Source organism: Streptomyces sp. NPDC059989 (assembly GCF_042736975.1).
Classification (GTDB): Bacteria; Actinomycetota; Actinomycetes; order Streptomycetales; family Streptomycetaceae; genus Streptomyces.
This window is the reverse complement of record NZ_JBHWUO010000010.1, coordinates 33,973-51,254: the sequence shown is the minus strand read 5'-3', so window position 1 is coordinate 51,254 and position 17,282 is coordinate 33,973. Positions and strand designations below refer to the sequence as shown.

Below are 17,282 nucleotides of genomic sequence, written 5' to 3'. Positions count from 1 at the left end.
CGGGTCAGAGCCCGATCATGAGGACCAGCCCGGAGACCAGGGCGAAGACCAGCACGCACAGGCGCATCCGCCGCGCGTCCAGCCGGTGGTGCACCAGGCGGCTCAGCCACGCCCCCACCGCGATCGCGGGCACCAGCGCGAGCGCCCACCCGAGGTCCGCGGGATTCCCCTTCCCCGTCGCGAACAGCAGCAGCAGCGAGGCGACTTCACCGACGAGGAAACACGCGGCAACGGTGGACCGCAGCTCGGCCGGCGGCCGGTGCTGGTAGACCAGCGCCAGCGGTGGTCCGCCCACCCCCGTCGCGGTCTCCGTCAGGCCGGTCACCACGCCCGCGCCCACGAAGGCGGCGCGGCCGGGCGTGAACGCGGGCGCGGCCAGGCTCGCGACGGCCGCCAGCACGGTGGCCAGGCCCACGAACAGGCCGAGGCGCTGGTCGGGGATCAGCCAGAGCAGCGCCAGACCGGCAGGCGTGGCGGCGAGCCGCGCCGCGGTGATCCAGCCCGCGCCGCGCACGTCGAGCGAGGCCCTCTCGCGCCAGGCGACGTACACGTTGAGCGGGACCATCGCCGCCAGGACGAACACCGGGAGCAGGCCGGGATCGAGGATGCCCGCCACCGGCGCGACGATCAGGGCGAAGCCGAGTCCGCTGCTGCCCTGCACGAACGCGGCGGCGGTCACCGTGACGGCGAGCACCACGAGTGTCAGCGTGCTCACCGTGCGGCGCTCCGTTCCCGTGCCCGGGTGGAGGTGGGGTGTACGCGCGTGATGTCGGCCCGCCCCACGGTGGCGCGGGCCAGGCCGGCCGCCTGCCGTACGAGAGCGGGGCCGTCCCAGTCGACCGGCCGTCCGCACCACAGGCGCATGCGCCCCTCGACGAACACGGCGGTGATCTGGTCGCGGTTGCCGCGCCGCACCAGCTCCCAGGGCAGGTCCCAGGACAGCGCGAGCTCCGGGTTGGTGACGTCGACGAGGAGGAAGTCGGCGGCCAGGCCCTCGGCGACCGTGCCGGTCCGCGCACCGAGGCCGACGGCGTCGGCGCCGCCCCGCGCTGCGTGCTCCAGCCAGGTCCAGCCGCCGCCGCAGGACGAGTCGCCGGTGGCCAGCCCGTACGCGATCCGCTGGGCGAACTCGGCCGCCTCGGCGAGCCGGAACCCGTCGCCCCTGGTGCCGTCCGTGCCGAGACCGAAGCGGACGCCGCGTTCGGCCATGGCGGTGGCGGGCGCGACGGCATTGCCCTTCCAGGCACTGGCGACGGGGTTGTAGGCGACCGCGGTCCCGGTGTCGGCGAGCAGGGTGAGCTCGCGCGGTGTGAGGAGGGTGGCGTGCGCGGCGAGCAGCTGGGGGCCGAGCGCGCCGATCGAGTGCAGGTGCTCCAGGGGGCGCAGCCCGTGGCGTACGAGGGAGCGTTCGACGCCGGCCAGGTGCTCGTTGACGTGGATCTGGACGACGGCTCCGGCCTCGGCGGCGAGGCGGGCCGTGCCCCGTAGCGTCTCCTCGGTGGCCGCCTCGGGGACGGAGACGGCGAGCGAGGGGTGGACCAGCGGGTCGCCCGCGTAGCGCGCGAGGTGCTTCTCGGCGTCGTCCAGGACGCCGGGATCGCCGTTCTCGACGTCGTTGCAGACCAGCCCCAGCACGCACCGGATTCCGGCGTCGCGCGTGGCGGACGCGACCACGTCGATGTCGACGCCGGCGCGGGTTCCGGCGTCGGCGACGGTGGTGAAACCGCCGCGCAGGGCTTCGAAGGCGGCCAACTTGGCGGCCACGTAGGCCGATTCCTCGTCCAGCGCGCCCTCCAGCGGCACCCATACCCTGCGGAAGATCTCCGAGGGCTCCCCGAAGGCGAGCGCGGAGCCGAAGCTCTGCGTGAGGTGGTGGTGGGAGTCGACGAAGCCGGGCATCAGCAGGTGGCCGGGCAGTCGTACGGGTTCGAGGTGCGGATGCGCGCGCACCAGCTCCGCGGCGGGTCCCACCGCGCGGAAGGAGCCGTCGGCGACGACGGCCGCGTGGCCGTCGGCGGGGCCTTCGGGCAGCAGGACGGCATCCGGCAGGAGGAGGAACGGCCCCGGGCCGTCGAGGAGTTCGCGGGTGAGCTGGTTCATCGGTCGCTTTCCGTACGGGCGGTGGCCGGGCGGGCCATGGTCAGGCGGGCGGCGATGCCCGGCCTGACGTGGTGGAAGAGGATGTTGAGCACCGCGGCCACGGTCGCGCCGACGGCGACGCCGCTTTCGAGGAGGATGCGGACGTTCGGCGGGAAGCCGCCGTACACGCCGGGAACGAGGATCGGCAGCAGGCCGAGCGCGAGGGCGACCGCGCAGATGAAGGTGCTCGTGTGCTTGTCCAGGTCGGACCGGCCCAGCATCTGCACGCCGAGCACGGTGATCACCGCGAAGACGACCATCGCGGTGCCGCCGACCACGGCGGAGGGGATGACGCTGATCGCCCGGGTCACGGGCGCGAGGAACCCTATGGCGACCAGGACGAGGCCGGCCGCGGCGGTCACGAAGCGGCTGCGCACGCCGGTGACGCGGACGATGCCGATGTTCTCGCCGCTGGTGACCATGAGCGGCAGCCCGAAGAACCCGCCGAAGAGCGAGGTGAGCGCGTCGCCCCGGACGGTTTTGGGGACGGCGGTGCGCGTGTCGATCTCCTTGCCGACGGCTTCGGCGTTGATGACGGTCTGGCCGGTCGCCTCCGCCATGGAGGCGAGGCTGTAGAGCATCAGCGGCAGCGCGGCGACCAGGTTGAACTGGGGCGAGCCGAACGGCATCAGCTGCGGCAGGGTGAGCAGCCCGCCGTCGGCGGCGCGGCCGAGCTCGATGGAGCCGAGGAGCGCGGCGAGAGCGGTGCCGGCGAGGAGTCCGAGCATGACGGCGAGCTGCCGCAGGATGCCGCTGAAGAGCAGGTAGAAGGCGACGGTGAAGCCGATGGTGGCCAGGCCGAGACCGAGGTTGGCGGGGTCGGCGAAGCCCGGCTGGCCGGGGCGGCCGGTGACGAGGACCGCGCCGACCTTCACCAGGTTGACGCCCACGATGACGATCATCGTGCCGATCACGAGGGTCGGGAAGAAGGCGAGGAGCCGGGAGAAGACGGGCAGTACGACGAAGGTGAAGCCGGCGGTGAGGAGCACCGCGCCGGTGGCCGTGGGCAGGCCGTGCTGTTCGGCGATGGCGAGGAACAGGATGAGGGGCGCGCCCCCCGGCAGCATCACGAACGGCAACCGCGGCCCGAACTTCCACGGGCCGAGCGACTGGATCAGGGAGCCGACTCCGGAGAGCACGAAGGCCGCGGAGAGCAGGTTGACGGTGAGAGCGGGATCGAGGCGGAGGGTCGCGCTCATCAGGAAGATCGCCGAGATGGGGGTGGCGGCCATGACGAGGACGTGCTGGATCCCGAAGAGCAGGATCCGGCCGAGGGGGCGGGATTCGTCGACGGGGTGGGGCGTGGCGGGCGCGGGCTCCTGCTGCTGCGCACCGGGCAGGGTCTGGCGGGGACTTGACACGTTCGAGCTCCGTTCGGGCGTTGCTGCACGCTCGGATTTCAGCCGCGGTCCGGCCCTGGACGGAGAGCCAAAGCGATGAGGCCAAATCGATTTGGCCGCCAGTATCCGAGGGCCACTGCCCAGCGTCAAGGGTTCGCGCCGACGGCTCGTCCGGGCTCGTCCCGCGCACGTGCGGGGTCGACCTCGGGCGCGCCCCGGGGGACGAGTCCCTCCCGGGGCGCGCGGTTCAGGCGGCGGCGGCCGGAGCGCGGGTCGGTCGGGCGCTCACGGCCGCGGGGATTCGAGCTCCGGAAGGACCAGCCGCAACGCGGCACCCGTCAGCGCCGGATGGGCCGAACGGAAGACCTCCACCTGCGCTTCCACCGCCGTTTCGGGCAGCGCGCGCAGGAGCTTGCGCACACGGTGGAGACCCCAACCGCGATCGGGACCCCGGGTGGTCCACCCGGCCTGGAACACCCTGCGGCCCCGTGCCTCGGCCGGCAGTCCCGGACCGTTGTCCTGCACCTCGACGAGCACCTCGGGGCTCTCCTGCGACACGGAGACCTGCACCAGTCCGGTGCCACGGCCCGCCAGGGCTTCCGCGGCGTTGTCCAGCACCTCGTACAGGACGGCACGCAGCACGGGCTCGGGCACCTCCACCCACACCGACGGCGGACAGCGGAGGTCCACGTGCAGGTCCGGATACTGCTCCCGGCACCGTGCGGTCAGTTCCGCCAGGACCGTCCCGAGGTCCGCCACCTGCGGTGTCGCCCGCTCGACCAGGTCCTCGGGGGAGTGGTCGAGGAGCTCCTCGACCGCCAGGGCCGACGGCTCCTCGGTGTCGGCGCCCCGCTGCTCCGCATCGACGCGCCCGGCGTAGGACGGCACCGGCGCGAAGCGGTTGCGGTGCCAGGCCGTCCAGGCATGGGGCACCGCGGGCACGGGAGCCGTGGCCGCCGCGGTGTCGTCGGCCGCTCCGCCGAGGGCGTCGGCCCGCTGCATCTCCTCCAGCAGGGCGCCCAATTCCGTCTCGGCCGACGGACGGAGCGCGCGGACGGCTCCGCACAGCGGTACGCGCAGGGCCTCGCCCTCCTCCGCCACCGCGGGCTCCGCATCCGCGGCCAGGAGTGCGGGGCCCCGGTCGCCGCCCGGTTGGGCGGGTACGAGCAGACCGCGTTCCACGAGCATGGCCGTTCCCTGCAGAACCTCGGTCTTGGCACCCGCCCAGCCCGAGGACATCTCGGCCCACTCCCCGAGGTCCGCCCGCGCGACGAGTCCGTCCTCCGTGTCGCAGAGGGCGAGGGCCGCCCACCACGCGGCCCGGGCCGCCGGATCACCGCAGAGGGCCAGCAGTTCGGACCGCAGCGCGTGCAGGAGCGCCGGGTCCTTCCGCCAGCCCCCGGTCTCCGCCGCCCAGAGATCGGTGTGGGCGGAGCGGTCGACCACGGTCTCGGCGTAGCGGAGCATCGCCCGCAGGAGCCCCGGATCCATACCTGTGCAGTGCTCCATCGCCTGCACGGTGGGGGTTCCGCCGCCCAGCGACAGGAAGGTGATCCACCGCAGGGTTCGCCAGGCCCCGTCGGGTTCCGTACCGAGCGTCCGTCCCAGCGCGGCGGGACTGTCTCCGACCAGGGCCTCCACGGGCCACTGGCGGGCCAGGAGGCCCAGGGCGCGGGCCCCTCGGTCGGCCTTCAGCACGGCGAGCCGGAGCAGGTCGCGCAGGCTGAGCACGGCGCCGGCCGCACGGTCGCTGTAGCCCGTGGTCAGCAGGTCCGGGCCGACGGCGACATGCGGGCCGTGCGCCGCCAGCTCGGCCGGTGGCGTGGTGGTTCCCGGGTCGGCGACGTAGAGGTCGATCCGGCCCGTGGGACGGAGCCCGGAGAGGGGCTCGTCGTCGAACAGTCCGTCGAAGAAGGTGAAGAAGCCGCCCTCGATGCGGTTCGCCACGGCGCCGTCCCCCGGTCCTCCCAGGAAGCGGCCGAGCGCGTCGGCGAAGCCCTCCGCCGCATCCGGCGACGTCTCCCGGTTCAGCCGGTCGAAGGCGGCGAGCAGCCGTTCGGCGTCCTCGTCGGCCGCCTTCCACGTGGCGAACTCCGGTGGCCTGCGCATCGTCGGGTTCAGGTGGTACGCCAGGAGCGTTTCGGGAGTCCACTCCCTGTCCCACTCCGGGAGCGGCGCCAACGCCTCCGGAATGGGGGCGCCGAGCGGCTCGCGGTTCAGCAGCGCCTGGGCGGCCACCAGTTCGCCCGCCCGCAGGAGCGCCCGTACCCGGGACGCGGCGACGTCTTCGCCCGCGTGGTGGTCATCCGTCCGCGCCGCGCCGCCGGCCACCGCCTGCTCCTGTTCGGCGACGATCCGTTCCAACCGGCCGGCGAACGCCTCGATCCGCTCGCCGATCTCCCCTTCGAGCGTGGACAGCGCCGCTTCCGCGGCCGCGCTCCGCGATCGCGAGCGCTCCATCAAGGACGCCATGTCCGGAGACTCGAAGGCGACTCCGGCGGCGTTCGCGCGCCTGGCCAGCTCCGACACGCGCTGGCGCACCGACACCGCGTCGGCCTCGCGGGCCTCCTCCAGCCTGCGGGACAGCAGTTCGGCCTGGTGCCCGTCCGCCGGCGTGTCGTCGGCGAGCAGCTGCTCCGCGGCATCGTGCTCCCCCTTCTCCAGCAGGGCGTCGAAGGCCGCGCGCGGCGACACGCCCCCGACGTGGACGAGCACCGCCTCGGCGAGCAGGTCGCCGTCCAGCTCGGCCGCGTCCTCCCGGGCCGCCGCGCCGTCGTCCCGGCTCTTGTGGTCATCGGATCGGCCGTGCTCCGCCAGGGCGACCAGGACGCCGGGGTACCGGACCCGGCCGGGCCAGGTCTCCAGCAGCGCACGTGGAATACCGGTCAACTGTCTTCCCTTCCGATCACCGGCAGCGAGGCAAGAGCGCTCAGGAGAGCCATCGCCGGATGGCGGGCCGGCTCTCCCAACCCGTCGGCCTCCTCCAGGAGGGTGTGCCACGAACGGTCGAGGAGCCGCGCGAACGCGCGTTGCTCCGTGGTGAGTGCCGGGAGCAGCGCGGCTGCGGAACCCGAGGCGTCCCTCTCCGCCTCGGCCGCGGACAGCTGCGCGAGACGCCGGGCCTCGGACGTCATTTCCGCCACCCGCTGCGCATAGGCCAAGTGGTTGCTCCACTCGACCTTCATGAGGCCCAGATCGGTGGCGAGCTGGTCCATGTGGACGCGTGCGTCGAGAGCCGTGCGGGGAAGCCCGGCGGCGGTCCGCACCCGGAACTCGACGGTGGCGTCGCTGCCGGCCATGGCCAGAACACCGGCGAAGAGTCCCTCGGGTTGCCGGAACATCGCCCGGTGCATCCGTGTCCCGTCGAGGAACTTGAAATGCTGGTCGGCCCGTTCGAAGTCCTTCACCTCGGCGACGATCCGGGCCCAGCCGTTGCGGACGTCCGCCGACCGGTTCTGCTGCTCGGCCCAGGCGTTGATGTCCTGGAGCGGCACCGGTGCCCTGGTGGTGCCGAAACAGGCCGCGGCCTGCCGGGCCAGCAGGAGCCAGGCGGGCGGTACGCCGTCGGCGGTCCCGTCCCCGGGACCGGCCAGCTCCTCGCAGACCGGCAGCCCGGTGTCACCGCCGTGCAGCAGCATTTCTGCGACGGCGCCCACCAGGGCGATCGTGCGGTGCTCGCGAGGGGCGCCGGCCAGTTCCAGCGCGCTGTAGTACAGCTGCTCGCCGAGCGGACCGTGCTCCACCGGCGCCGCGACGGCGGCCAGGTGCACCGGCAGGGTCTCCACGTCTCCGAGCCGTGCGGCCAGCAGGTAGGCCTCCATGAAGGCCCGGCGCTGCCATGCGTCGTGCAGGAGCCAGCGTGCCCACCGCTGTCGTTGCGGTACGGAGCCCGTGGAACCGTGGAGCAGACCCGCGGCGTCGGCGCGCAGTCGCTCGGGCGGTGCGTCGCCGGCCGCCAGGCGGTTGTCCAGCACCGCCCAGTCGTCGGCTTCGACGGGTACCGACGAGAGGGAGGGCAACGGAGGCAGGTACTCGTGGCGGCCGGCGGCGTCACCGCCGTCACCCGTGTCCCCGAACCAGTCGGGAATGCCCAGCTCCCTGGCGAACTCGGCCGTGAACGCGGTGTTCATGATGTGCAGGCCGAGCTCGGTGGGGGCGGGCCCCCGGGCGGGGTTGACCGGCCGATTGCCCAGCGGCCGGTAGCTGCCGACGATGGTCTCGTGGTCGGAGAGCACCGCTCGGGCCCGCGCCCTGGTGTTCCGCAGCGTGCGCTCCGCGCCGAGCCGGCGGTGCAGTTCGGCGTAGCCGCGGGGGGTCCTGCGCCCGTCCTTGAGCGGCGGGTGCTGGAGGTGGATCACGACGCCCTCGTCCCGGAGGCGCCACAGCCGCTGACCGAGCGCGTCCGTACACGTTTCGGTCTCCGCGGAGTCGTCGGTGAGGGCCAGCCGCTGGGTGGCGCCGTCGACGGCGTGCTGGACCAGATCGGCGTACATGCCGTCCCAGACCGCTCTCACCACCGGCCGGCCCCGGTACACCTCCTCCACCGCCTCCACGAGCCCGTGGAGCACCCGGCCCCAGTTCGCCGCCCACCTCGTTCGGTTTCCGACCTCGTCCTCGGCCCAGGCCTCGTCCAGCTCCGGGAGGGCGACGTCACGCGGTACCGGCCCGGCGTCCATCGGCGCGTAGGTGTCCCGGCGCCTGCCGAAGTCGGCGGGCAGCAGGGCGATGCTCTGCCCCGCCTCCCAGTACGGATAGGTACGCCTCGCCCAGCTCAGCAGGTCCGTCACACACGCCGGGGGCTCGTCGGTGCCCTCGACCGGCTTCACGAGCACACCGGCTCCGGTGTTCGTCGACAGCGGGCTGCTGGACCCCACGTACGCGTACAGGTCGTCGCAGACGACCGCGGACGCCGAGCAGCTGCTGCTGCGCTGCTCCAGCAGGACGTTCTCGGGAAAGCGGGACTGGAGGTCGAACAGTGCGGTGGCGACCTTGCCCTCCAGCTTGGCGGACGGGGTGTCGCCCCACAGGAAGACGAGCGTGACACCGCGCTTCGCCGCGAGCTCCAGCGAGGGCAGGATCCCGTGCAGGGCGTCGTAGGTGATGCGCGGCACCGCCAGGACGAGTTGGTGCGTCGCCTGCTCGACCAGCTCCTTCACCACCCACTCCACGCCCGCCCCGGTGGCGACCGGCTGCACCGAACACTGCCCGCGGCGCGCCTCGGCCAGCTGGTCCAAGACCTTGGTCGCCTTGCCGAGCAGTTCCTGGTGGCGGGCGGGCAGGACTTCGCCCGGGACGGTGTCCAAACCCTCGGCCAGCCGGTCCAGATCGACCAGCAGCGAGCGCAGGCTGTCGGGCGGGACCACCTTCAGTACCTCGCGGGACAACAGCTGCTGGACGAACCTGCTGTCCGGCCGGTTGCGCACCAGCTCGCTCACCCTGGCCTGGAAGAGCTGCAGGGCCCGCGTGCCCCAGCCCTGGGGCATCTGGACGGGGGCGGCCGTGACCAGCCCGGTCGCCGGATCCCGGTTCACCACGACCTCGACCGTGTTCCAGTGGACGGCCTCGGAAGGGTTCAGCATCGGGTTGGCGAACGACACGTTCAGCACCCGCTGGCGTACCGCGTTCTCCCTGCGGTCGGTGCGGACCGCCTCGCGGACCGCGCGCAGCAGCTCGGTCTGCGGGATGTCGGTCTCGGAGATCCCCCGCGCGAGAGGCATGGCGATGGCCCCGAGGGGGACCCGGTCCATGCCCTTGCGGTGCAGCAGGACGGCCGCCGTCACCGGATCGAACAGGAACTTCCGAGTTTTCACCTTGGACGCGACGGGCCGGTCCGCAGGGCGCTCGCCGAGACCCGACTGGGCCGCCTGCGTGTTCTCCAGGGTGTTCGTGGTGAAGTCGACGGCCAGGAACCCCCTGCTCCACAGACCGTGCACCACGTCCAGCATCAGCCGGTTCGGCAGGGAGAACAGCTCGCCGAGGTCCCGTATGGTGTCGCGTCCCGCGGCAACGGCCCGCAGCACCAGGTCCTCCAGGGTGGAGGCCCCCTCCTCCGCGCCGAGTTCCATCTGCAGGGTGACGACCCGGCAGGGGATCGCGACCAGGGCGGTCTCGGTCATGGGATGTCTCGCTTTCCTGCCGTGGCGTCGAAGAGGATCTGTCCCGTCGCGGCGTCCACGCCCCTTCCGGACTCGCGGAACGCCTTGATCACCGATTGCCAGGCTTTGCCGCCGTGGCGCTCGAAGTGGGGCAGGTTGCCGACGACCACGAGGAGCTGCTGCGCCCGGGACAGCATCACGTTGACCACGTCGTCCTGAGCGGCGTGCCCCACGTTCTGCCGCGAATCCGTACCGCGCTCCGAACTGCGGACCAGGGAGACGACCACCGTCTTCGCCTGCCCGCCCTGGAAGGAGTGGACGGTGTGCACGCGCCCCTTGAGGAACCCGCGTTCCAGCTGCCGGAGCTGCTTGCGGTACGGGGTCAGTACGGCCAGCTTCCTCGGGTCGCTCTGGGTGTCGAGCCCCAGCTTCCGGACCAGCTCCTCGACCAGGTCCACCTCTCCGGGGTTCGACCAGTACCCGATGTCCTCACACCCCGGGCGCTCGGAGGTGTCCAGCCAGACCAAGGGGGCGTCCCGCACGTATTCGGGCTTGGTGGCGGAGTGGAACTCCTCGGTCTCCGGGTCGGTTTCGAGGAAGGTGCCGCCCTTGCCGTCCGGATAGAAGGTCCGCGCGAAGGGCTTGGCGATGGAGGGGTGCATGCGGAACTGCGTGTCGAGGGTGTCCACCGGGAACGCGGGCTCGGCGCGCTGGGTCGCGAGCCGGTCCTCGAAGAACCGGCCGAACATCTGGATGAAGCGCAGGTAGCTCTCACGCGCCGCGTAGTGCAGCTTGATGCGCTCGTCCGGGTGTTGCGCCAGTCGGTCCAGGAACGTCTTGATGTCCTGGGCCCGGTGGGGGCCGAGCTGCAGGTGGTCACCCACGAGGGTCCACCGCACACCGAGGACCAGCGGCATGATGATCTCGGTCGGCCAGGCCTTGGCCGCCTCCTCGATGATCACCCAGTCGAAGACGTCGGACGGATCCCGTACCTCGTCGGTCAGCGTGCCCGCGATCGAGCACGTCGCCAGCACGATGTCGGCGCTCGCCCGGATGCGTTCGGTCAACTCGAACATGTTCGCCTGGGCGACATCGGCCCACCGCAGCATCACGGCCTTCTCCGACGGGTTGCGGGCCCCGCTCTGGCCGTCCGCGACCCGCTTCTGGATGCGCGCGACCAGATCCGCGGCGAGCGCCTCGGCGGTGAAGGGGCGCAACTCCTCCGGCAGGTCGTGGGCGTCCTTCCGGCGGGGCAGCTCCCTGAGCATCAGCACCGCTTGTTTGTCGATCGCCGGCCGGAGCAACTCCAGGCACTTCCCCGCCAACTGGTCCAGCGCGTCGTTCGACTGCGCGCTCACCAGCACCCGGGCGCCGTGCTCCGTCCTGAGGAACTCCCGCAAGGCGTGGGACACCACGGTGCTCTTTCCCGTGCCGGGCGGCCCCTGCAGGGCGTAGAAGGGATGGAGCCGCAGCATGTCCGCGATGACCCGGTCGGCCTTGCCCCGCAGACGCTTCTCGCCGGGCGGCGCCGGAATGGGCAGCGTCGTGTCCCGCCGGCCGTGCAACTCGATCGACGCGGGCGTGTGCAGGATGCGCGCCAGGCCCTTCTTCTGGCGCAGCGACCCCAATCCCCGTGCCTCCCGCCGCAGTTGGACCTCCGTGCCGTGATCCTCCTGCGGCCTGAGCCACCCCGTGGTGGGAATCTCCTTTCCCGGTGCCACCTCGACGACGATCGACGCCGCGTCGAGGCGCGCCCTCACCCGGACGTCGACCGTGTCGCCGCCGAAGTACGGGCTGGGCCGGTCGTGCACCACGGAGATCACCGCCTGGTCGCTCTCGGCGAGCAGCCCCCTCACGAAGTCGCCGAGGGCCGGCCGGCGCCGGTCATCGGCGCAGTAGGCGGTGAGCAGTTCGTCCCCGTGCAGCCACCTGCGTTCCCTGGCGCTGTCCTGCGTCAGTACGAGACGGCCGTCGTCCGCTTCGCTGAGCGTGTACGGATACTGGCGGGACCGGAGCAGCACGCCCTGGTAGTCCAGCATGAAGGAGACGGCCCGCAGCATCTCCTGGACATCGGCGCTCTGCGTGCTCTGCTCGGTGCTCCGGACGGTGTCGGTCAGCTCCTTCCACGACGGACGGTCCCTCTGCTCGTCGTCCAGCGGCTGCCCCAGCCGGAAGGGCACCAGGTCCACCTTGCCGATGCGCCGTTTCGGCTTGACCGTCAGGATCTCGGACGCGAAGCGTTTGTCCACGAGGTACTTGATGACCAGGGTGTCGTCGCGCGTCACCTTGCGGCGGCCCATCGCGTCGATGTCGAACAGGAACGCACAGAACCACACGGCCTGCTGACCGATGAGCACCCATTCCGCATCGCCGAGCGAGCGGGGATCACCGTCGACGAAGCCGACCGCCCCGCCGTGCCAGTGGACGAGCTCGGCCTCGCGCAGCTCCTCCCCCAGGAAGGCCTCGAGTTCCTGACAGCCCTGAGGGGTGTCGGGGCTGTGGTCCGTCCAGCCCCGGCTCATGTGGATCGTCACCACGGACTGGTCGGGCATGAAGGCCAGCAGTCGCGGCTTGCCGCCGCTCGGCGCCGGCTCCAGGGCCAGGCAGATCTGCGACCAGTCGCGCTGCAGGGCCGCCGAGGCCTCGAAGGACGAACTGCGCTGGGTGGGCGACGGGTCGATCATGCCGAGCAGCGCCTTGCGCAACGGCCGGGGAAGCTTGAAGGAGAGATCGAGGGTACGACGCATCGCGCCGTGCAGGCGCGCGAGGGCCTCGGGCAGGTCGTCGGCCTCCGCACGCTCGACCATGGCGCATTCGTCGGGCAGCAGGTCCAGCAGGGAACCGACGAACAGCTCCCACCCCAGGACGCCGAGGCCGAAGACGTCGGTGCTTCCGTGGTCCAGGTGGCGCAGCCGCACGTCGCAGAAGACGGAGGGGTGGTTCTCCGGCGCCAGATAGGCCAGGTGATGGGCCTTGGTGACACCGGGCGGAGGCGTGAGGAACAACGCCCTCAACGCCTCGTCGTACGTGGCCTTCCCGCTCGGGCCGTGGACCGACTGGAGCAGGTTGTTGAGCAGGGCACTGAGCTCGAACCGCGCCAGAGCCAGCGTCGTGCGCGCGGGATTGTCCGGCTTCGGGTTGACCCGGACGGCGGCCAGGGTCAGGTTCCGGTGCACGATCCGCGTTCCGTGCAGCTGGTTCAGTGCGTCCGCCAGGAGGCCGAACTGCTCGAAAGCCACCACGGGTTGCTGCACGGCCCACTCGTTCACCACGGACCGCCAGTCCGCGGCGAGCGGCTTCCCCTCGAGACGGGTCATGATGAAGGCGACCCGGAAGGTGGGGTCGAACCTGCCCTCCACGATCTCCGGCAGCGCCGGATGGCCGAGCATCTTCAGCCGCAGAAGGTTGCGCACCTCGTGGTCCCAGAGGTCTCCGCCCACCTGGTCGACGTGGAGGAACAGTGTTACTTCGCGTACGTCCGTGCCGTGGGCGAGGTTGCGCAGCACGAAGTGGATCAACCGGCCCTTGATCAGCTCCTGGTAGTCGCCCACGAGCCCATATCGACCGTGCCGTGGCTGTTTTCCCGTGAACAGGTCGTCCAACAGGTCCTTGATGCGCCTGGGTGGCAGTTCGTCATCCATGTGTCTCCTTGCTTCCTCCACCGTCGCCGGCCCGCGCGACGGAATCGAGCCTGAGCACCACCACACCGTCGTCGGTGGCGACGGCGAGCCGTCCCGACGAGATCGGTGTGAGCCGGACGCACGGCGACCCCAGGGGGATGCGCCGCACGGGCCGCCAGCCGGACGCGGGTTCCTCCCGCCAGACCACGACGGTGCCTTCGCGCCCGGCGGTCGCCCGCGTGCGGGCCGGTCGGGACAGGCCGGCCGGCCCGTCGAGCGCCACGCAGTCGACGACGGACCCCGCGTGCTGATCGACGGCCCCGTCAGGCAGGGGCGCCCGTTCCGCAGCGGCGTCGGCGGATCCGTCGGAGGGCGCCGGCAGCTCCAGCAGGGCGCCGTCCGCCGCGCGCAGGACCCGCACGGTCCTGGTTCCGGCGCACTCCTCGGTCACCACCAGCGTCTCCGTGCCGTCCGCCAGGACGTGCCGGCGCATGTCGTCGACCCAGGACGCGCGGACCACCGGGGCGCCTTCCGTACGCGCCGCGGCCGCGGGGTCCCAGAAGTGGACCCTGGAATCGCGCTCCGCCGCCGTTACCAGGATGCTTCCGCCCTCGGGCCCGCGCAGGACGCCGATCGCCTTGATCGGCCGGCTCCCGGTCGAGGTCTCCAGGAGCGCCGGATGCCCGGGGGCGGCGGTCGGGCCGACGATCCGCACCGTGCCCTGCCTGTCGCCGACCACCGGGACCCCGTCCTGCCCGGTGGCCGGCAGCGCGGCGAGGACGGGATCGGCACCGCTGCGCGCTTCGGGCACGCGTCCCTCCGTATCGGCGAGGATCGTGGGACGGTCGCCGCCGGTGTGTACACGCCATTGCGCGAGCCGGCCGTCCTCCGAGACGGTGACCAGCCGGTGCGGCCCCGTCGGTCCCGGGACGCCCACGAGTCCGGCCAATGCCGTGTGCGAGTGCGAGTCGTGGACGAGCACGGGCACCGCTCCGTCGACCTTCCACAGCGCCAGCACCCCGGACTGCTGGGCCGTCACGACGAGGGGAGCGCCGTCCGGTCCCGGTACGTGCACCAGCCCCACCACGTCGCGGGAGGACACCGCCTCGGCGGCCGACGACAGTGCTCCGTCCGGGCCGAGGAGCGCGAGATAGCCGGACTCGCCCCCGACGACGAACCGGCGGGACCCGTCGGGCAGTGCCGCGATGACCCGGACCATCTCGGTGCACGCCGCGCGCCGCGGTTCGGGACGGTCAGCTCCGGCGTCGGCGTCGGCGTCGGCGTCGGCGTCGGCGCCTGCGTCTGCGTCTGCGTCTGCGCCTGCGTCCGCGTAGCCGTCGGTGTCTGCGTCGGTGTCCCAGAGGTGAACCGTCCGGTCCTCGTGGGCGACGGCCAACAGGCCGGGCCCGACGCTCCCGACGCCGGCCTCCCGGCGCACCGGACCGAGCGCGGCGAGCGCGGTCACCGGGCTGTCGTACCCGCTCAGCAGCATGGTGGGGTGGTGGTCCCGCCACGGTTCCCACACCATCACCGACCCGTCGAGCGAGCCGGTCACCAGCCAAGGGGCATCGGCGCGCGCGACCAGTGCGGTGATCGCGGTGGGGGAGCCCCCGAGTTGCAGGTGCAGCGGCACCCGGCGCAACCGGCCCCAGGCCACCTCCCAGCCCGCGCCGGGACCCGCGGCGTGCAGCAGGCCCGCGGCCCGCAGCCCGCCGAGCTGGCGCAGCCCCGGCCGGTCGCCCGGCTCCGCTTCCTTGATCAGGTGGGCCGATGCGACCGTGCCCAGGATCTCGATGGGCAGATCGATGGGAGAGGTACCCGTACCCCGCCCCGGAGTGAGCGCCGGCGTGCTCAACGAGGCCGGCGGCAGCCGGTCCACGACACCGGGACGGGCGGCCAGCGCAGCCCAGCCGGAGGCGCCGCAGTCCGCCGCGTACTCGGCGAGCCGGGCGGCCAGATGAGGACTGAGCGGCTGCCCGGACCGGGCCTGCGCCGCCGCGAGTTCCAGCAGGGCGATGAGCATGGCGTGCCTGCGGTCCTGCATGCCGTCCGCGAGCAGCTGCTCGGCGTAGGTGCGGTGCGCCAGCCGGTACACGCTGCGCCGGTCCTCCCCGTCCAGCAGGACGTAGGCGGCGGCCCGGCTGAGGAAGAGCTCCAGCTGCTCGTCGTCGAAGGGACCGTCGGTTCCCGCGATCCCCGCGGCGGCGTGCGCCCAGATGCCGTCCGCCAGCGGCAGCCCGCGTCCGTGCGCGTAGGCCAGTGCCCGCAGGAGCGGCTCCGCCGTGGGGAGTCCGGCCGTGATCCGCTTCACGGCGGCCGCGAAGAGGCCGCTCTGGTCGCGGTCCAGCATCTCGGCGAGGGCGCTCCGGCCGTCGGGGCCGGGGGAGAGCACCGTCGGCCGCTGCTCGATCTCCTGGACCACCAGTGCTGCCTGGAGGAACTGCCAGGACCCCTCCCGCACGTGGGCTTCCACGGCGTCCGCCACGGTGCCGGTGACCGTCTCGTGCCAGGTGGCATCACCGGCGGGGTGTTCCCGCAGGATGTCGCGGACCTTGCCCCGCGCGTAGTCGCGGGCCGCCGCCGGATCCCGTTCGAGGACCAGGACGCGGGCGTGCCCGGATGCCGCGCCGAGCACCTCCGGCAGTTCGAGGTGCCCGCTCCCGTCCGCCGGCCGGTGCTCGCCCGGAGCGGTGGCGAACGGGGTCGGCCGGGTACCGATGAGCAGCCGTACCCCCGGAACCGTCGTCAGTTCCCGTAACAGGGCGGCGATACGGAAGGGGTCCCTGGCCTCGTCGAGGGCGTCGGCGACGATCAGCGCCCGCGTCGGCGTCGGCGCCGCCGGGATGTCGTCGGCGTCGGAGTCCCGGGTGAGCTCGGCCAGCCGCCGGCGTACGCGGTCGAGCGCCGCGTCGTCCCCGTCGAGGTCGTCCCGCCCGGGCCCCTCGGATATCGCGTCGAGCTTCTCGGCCAGCTGCCGGACGACATCGGCGGGCGTGTTCCCCGTCAGCGGCAGCACCGCGACGATCGGTGGGGGCGGCGGGTCTGCGGCCTGCGCCGCCTCGGCCGGACCCCTGCCCGGCCCGTCCGGGCCGCGCCGGGTCCACCGCTGCAGAGTCTCCCCCAGGAGCGCGGACTTGCCCGCGCCAGGTTCGCCGGTGACGGCGAGCACGGCTGCTCCGGCGGCATCGGCGCACCATGCGGCGATGGCCCGCAGATGCGCTGCTCGGCCGGTGAAATCGGAGACCACCTCAAGGAACCCCACCTTCTCCGGAACCGGCCGGCGCGGCCATGCCTCGGGCGCGTTGTCGTACCGGCTCTGCTGCCGCCACAGGTCGGCCACCGTGGTCGCCCCGGTGAGCGGCACCCGGTCGCGGAGGGCGAGACGGAGCTCGGCACCCGTCTCGTCGCCCACGAGCTCGGCGTAGCAGCGGTGGCTCTTGAAGTGGCCCTGCAGATCCCGGAGGGTGAAGTCGTCGTGGGAGGTCTTCGGGGTCAGGTACCTCTCCAGCAGATCGCGGAACGTGCCCAGGTAGCCCTGGGCCGCCGCCTTGCCCGTGGCGATCACCAGCAAGGAGCGCGTCCGTTCCTTCCCCGTGCCGTTGAACCTGCCGGCCACGTCCTGTGCGAAGTTTTCCGAGTTGCACGCCTCCAGCACGACCAGTGCCCAGTGGCTGTCGTCCTGCTCGCGCCTGAGCTGCTCGGCATGGACGTAGTGGGCGACCATGTCGGGGGTCACCCGGGCGTTGCCGCGCTCCTTGGACCCCGGCACCAGCAACACCGACCCCATCCTCACCGCCCGACCGTGACCGAACCACAACAGCGCGGTGGGGCGGGACGAGCCGTCGCCGCCGTGCTCGCCGGCCCAGTGCGCCAGCGACTCGTCGGCGTCGGTCAGGGACCGCACGGCGTCGCCGGCCAAGGGGGGAACGACGCTCTCCCCGCCCAGCCGCCGGAGCACGGCCGCGGTACGCTCGGCCTCGCCGACCGTGTCCGCGTCCGGGAAGCCGGTTATCGGCCCCACCGCAAGTGCGTGCACCGCGAACGTGTCCGCGACATCGGCCTTCGTTCCGTCGAATTCCGAGGTCATC

General features: G+C 72.6%; 7 protein-coding genes. All 7 read right to left on the bottom strand.

What is annotated here, in order from left to right:
• Positions 1–4: 4 nt before the first annotated feature.
• Positions 5–715 carry a TSUP family transporter gene (locus ACFWBN_RS11325; RefSeq protein WP_385174187.1) on the bottom strand — a complete coding sequence of 237 codons (711 nt, stop codon included), beginning with the start codon at positions 713–715 and terminating at the stop codon, positions 5–7.
• The gene (locus ACFWBN_RS11320) at positions 712–2,100 is read right to left on the bottom strand and encodes an amidohydrolase family protein (RefSeq protein WP_385174184.1); all 1,389 of its coding nucleotides are present in this window, start codon (positions 2,098–2,100) and stop codon (positions 712–714) included. Before ACFWBN_RS11320 ends, ACFWBN_RS11325 begins: the two co-directional genes overlap by 4 nt.
• Entirely contained in the window at positions 2,097–3,500 is a 1,404-nt protein-coding gene (locus tag ACFWBN_RS11315) for a uracil-xanthine permease family protein (protein WP_385174181.1), read from the bottom strand. Before ACFWBN_RS11315 ends, ACFWBN_RS11320 begins: the two co-directional genes overlap by 4 nt.
• Positions 3,501–3,764: 264 nt before the next feature.
• On the bottom strand, positions 3,765–6,368 hold the full coding sequence (locus tag ACFWBN_RS11310) for an ATP-binding protein (RefSeq protein WP_385174179.1): 2,604 nt from the start codon (positions 6,366–6,368) through the stop codon (positions 3,765–3,767).
• A complete protein-coding gene (locus ACFWBN_RS11305; RefSeq protein ID WP_385174176.1) occupies positions 6,365–9,595 on the bottom strand; it encodes a hypothetical protein in 3,231 nt (1,076 codons plus the stop codon). Before ACFWBN_RS11305 ends, ACFWBN_RS11310 begins: the two co-directional genes overlap by 4 nt.
• Positions 9,592–13,215 carry an AAA domain-containing protein gene (locus ACFWBN_RS11300; RefSeq protein WP_385174173.1) on the bottom strand — a complete coding sequence of 1,208 codons (3,624 nt, stop codon included), beginning with the start codon at positions 13,213–13,215 and terminating at the stop codon, positions 9,592–9,594. Before ACFWBN_RS11300 ends, ACFWBN_RS11305 begins: the two co-directional genes overlap by 4 nt.
• A complete protein-coding gene (locus ACFWBN_RS11295; protein WP_385174170.1) occupies positions 13,208–17,281 on the bottom strand; it encodes a hypothetical protein in 4,074 nt (1,357 codons plus the stop codon). The genes ACFWBN_RS11300 and ACFWBN_RS11295 overlap by 8 nt, the downstream gene beginning before the upstream one ends.
• Position 17,282: the final 1 nt, after the last annotated feature.

Coding starts and splice junctions, on each gene's coding strand:
- ACFWBN_RS11320 (WP_385174184.1), bottom strand. CDS start 2,100: ATGAACCAGCTCACCCGCGAACTCCTCGACGGCCCGGGGCCGTTCCTC.
- ACFWBN_RS11300 (WP_385174173.1), bottom strand. CDS start 13,215: ATGGATGACGAACTGCCACCCAGGCGCATCAAGGACCTGTTGGACGAC.
- ACFWBN_RS11305 (WP_385174176.1), bottom strand. CDS start 9,595: ATGACCGAGACCGCCCTGGTCGCGATCCCCTGCCGGGTCGTCACCCTG.
- ACFWBN_RS11295 (WP_385174170.1), bottom strand. CDS start 17,281: ATGACCTCGGAATTCGACGGAACGAAGGCCGATGTCGCGGACACGTTC.